General features: G+C 29.4%; 3 protein-coding genes and 1 pseudogene. 2 read left to right on the forward strand and 2 right to left on the reverse strand.

Annotated features, from left to right (window positions below):
- A partial coding sequence (locus tag AP75_RS13590) for a transposase (protein ID WP_143755920.1) occupies window positions 1-190 on the reverse strand: 190 nt, incomplete at its 3' end.
- A gap of 154 nt (window positions 191-344) precedes the next feature.
- On the opposite strand from AP75_RS13590, the gene AP75_RS13595 reads away from it, so the two are divergent.
- Window positions 345-752, forward strand: a complete 408-nt coding sequence (locus AP75_RS13595; protein WP_088264977.1) for a HEPN domain-containing protein — start codon at window positions 345-347, stop codon at window positions 750-752.
- A gap of 77 nt (window positions 753-829) precedes the next feature.
- The gene (locus tag AP75_RS13600; protein WP_088264978.1) at window positions 830-2,554 is read left to right on the forward strand and encodes a hypothetical protein; all 1,725 of its coding nucleotides are present in this window, start codon (window positions 830-832) and stop codon (window positions 2,552-2,554) included.
- Window positions 2,555-2,621: 67 nt separating this feature from the next.
- Here AP75_RS13600 and AP75_RS14410 read toward each other — a convergent pair.
- A pseudogene (locus AP75_RS14410) lies at window positions 2,622-3,040 on the reverse strand (IS5/IS1182 family transposase); the annotation flags it as partial.

The raw sequence follows: 3,040 nt of genomic DNA on the forward strand, positions 1-3,040 counted from the left end.
AGTAATAGACCAATTCCCATTTCGGAAAATCATTGGGTAACATCCTCCATTGGCAACCGGTTTTCACCAAATACATTATGGCGTTCCAAATGGTTCTTAAACCATATTTTCGCTTTCTGTCATTGAGGTTCAAAGTCTTTTTTATAAATTGCCACTGATTGTCAGAAATGTTTGTCGAGTAATTTTTCACTGTAATTTAATTGATTAGTAACCAACAAGTTACGGAAAATAAACAACATAAACAACTGACAATCAGTTTTTTATAAGATTATTTTATAAAATAAACGCCATACGAATTTTTCTAATTTAATTTTTAAACAGGCTCTAAGTATGCTAGTATTTGTATGAAAAATTTGGAAGGAGAAACAACTATTGGAATTTTATCAGCATTTACATCAATTGAGAGCTTGATGAATCATTATTATAAAGATTTTAAGCCCGAAAATTGTAAGGAATGCGGACAGTCCAGATATGCTATATCTCGGAGGTATACGGAGTTTTTGCTGAATTTTGTTGGAGAGAGTGATGAGTTAAAAAAAGAGTATAAAAGACTTTATTCATTTAGATCCAAAATTGTGCATACTGGATTCAGTTTTATTACAGAAAATTTATGGCATGAACTTGATGAAGAACAAAGTAATGAAGAAGTGATAAAAAAATTGCAAATAATGATGATCAATAAAAAACTGATTATTAATTATCTAGCTCTTACAGCATTAGGAAAGAGAGATAAACACCATGTTCAAGAGTAGAATTTATAGCCATCACGAGCAATTAGCAAAAAAATATTATAAAATTTCGTGTGAGTTTAATCAAAAAAAAATCCAAAATGGCAGATCTTGAAACAAGGATGAATTTTAAAACAATTATTGATTATAAAGAAATTCATGGGGAATCAAAAGATATTTCATTTGCTGAAAGTTTAATTAAAGGAATACCGTCAGTAACTCTGTTAAATTATATTTCTGGATTCAATATCAAGTTATATCTGAGTGATACGGGAAATGAATCACACCTTATTCAGCTTCAATTACTGAATAATTTGGTTATCAAAGCTGGTAAACCAACATTAGAAAAATTTAATGAAGTAATAAAAAAACATATTGATAGACAAGAGTGGCCGATTGTTTTATGGCGCTATTCAAACCTCCTCTTTTATGAATTAATATTTAAAAATTACAATACACTTCCTGATAAAGATTTCAGCGAAGAGCAGACTAAAGATTTTTTAGATGCATACTTAATTTTAAATAGTGTGACAAGCAATAGGTTTAATATTACATCCGACGAAATTCAGGAGGCAGTTTTGAAAGAAGAGATCGAAAGTATTTTTCTTCCAAATTTTATATACCAAAAAGACTATGCATCAACAACTGAGTTATCAAATCAAATCACAAGATGTTTCAAACTGTTTGAATTCTTGGAAAATTCAGAAAAATTTAAAGATCTTACTAAAAAATATTATAATCATCTAAATATAAAAGACAGTAAAGATCTCATATATAATCTGCTTACAATATTTGGACAAGTTGGAATTAATGATCCAATTGCAATGCGAAAACAAATCATACCATTAAGTGATTTGACATCATTATTATCTATTGATTACATCCAAAGTTTAACTATTAATGATACAATTTCAACATATACAACTGACAATAGCTTTAGAACTTTACGGAATAAAATGCTATATCAATATAGCACGTACACATATTTTTTACTTGACATCAATTTTCTAATTGATCAATTATATAAGGCGCAAATTTTCTCTTTTAAATCTTTCATAGAAAAGAATGGATACAAGGGCGACTTTTTATCAGTAAAAGGCAAAGAATTTATGGAAGATATATATTTCCGGCTCATAATGGAGAAATGCTTTCCTCATTACATTCGTAGGTCAGGAAATGATGTAAAAAAACATGATGGCAATGAGCTTTGCGATTATTATTTACGAAAAGGAAATGAAATTATTTTAATTGAATTTAAAGATATACTTCTAAATGCTGACTTAAAAGAAAAATCAGATAAAGAAGCACTTTACTCAGCACTTGACAAAAAGTTTTTTGAAAATCAAAAGAATGATCCTAAAGGCATTAAACAACTATACAATGCTATAAAATATATTGAGAAAAACGAAATATATTTTGATGACATATTTGAAAATGGTAAACCAAATATTTATCCCGTTGTAGTTTACACTGATTTATCATTTGGATATGAGGGTATAAATAAAATACTAAAACAAAAATTGAATGAATTAATGAATTCTGAAAGTTTTGAAAAAACGACAGTAAAAGAAGTGACTTTCATCAATCTCAGTTACTTCGAACTACATGAGGATCATTTAAAACAGGGTATTATAGAGATTCAAGAATACATTGAAGAATATCATAAACATACTAAAAACGAAAAATACAGCACAACACCATTTGAAGTGTTCAGCAGATTCTATTTAAGAGAAAATGAAAAACAGATATTGGGCAATCCTTCGTTTATGCTAGAAATATTAAAACAAATTTTCCCACCAGAACTAGACGATCTGCTCACAAATTAGCAAATTTTGAATCAATTAATAAATCAAAGTAAATTCATTTATGTTTGGACAACTAATTAGTCGTTCCTTAACAAAACCCACTATTTAATTTATATTTAAAAACAGGATTAGAAAACAGCATAATTTGTATCTTATAAAATAAGAAAATAATTTTCTGTTTCAGTAGTTCCATCATTTTCTTCATGTTCCAAGCGGTTGCAGCTAGTAATGCATTGATTTGTGGTCCCGTTTCTCCCATGAAGTAATTTTTTGCCAGCCTAAAATCGGTTTTTAAATGTCCGATGATAGGTTCTATTGCCGCTCTGGTTCTAAATTTTTTGCGCTTTGTCTGCTTTTGATAAGCAGTGTCTTTTTTTCTTGGAGTGCTTGGGATGGAGATTTTCACGCCCTTTATTTCTGATTTTCCTCTGCCACCTCTATCGTAAAGGAGTTCTTTTGGGAGCTTTTGACCACCGGTTTCCATCTGTTCCAAAAGTGGTTCTATGG

The sequence above is a fragment of the Kaistella haifensis DSM 19056 genome, assembly GCF_000735695.2.
Taxonomy (GTDB): domain Bacteria; phylum Bacteroidota; class Bacteroidia; order Flavobacteriales; family Weeksellaceae; genus Kaistella; species Kaistella haifensis.

Bases quoted from the DNA above. Each gene is read 5' to 3' on its own strand.
- AP75_RS13595 (WP_088264977.1), top strand. From the start codon at position 345: ATGAAAAATTTGGAAGGAGAAACAACTATTGGAATTTTATCAGCATTT.
- AP75_RS13600 (WP_088264978.1), top strand. From the start codon at position 830: ATGGCAGATCTTGAAACAAGGATGAATTTTAAAACAATTATTGATTAT.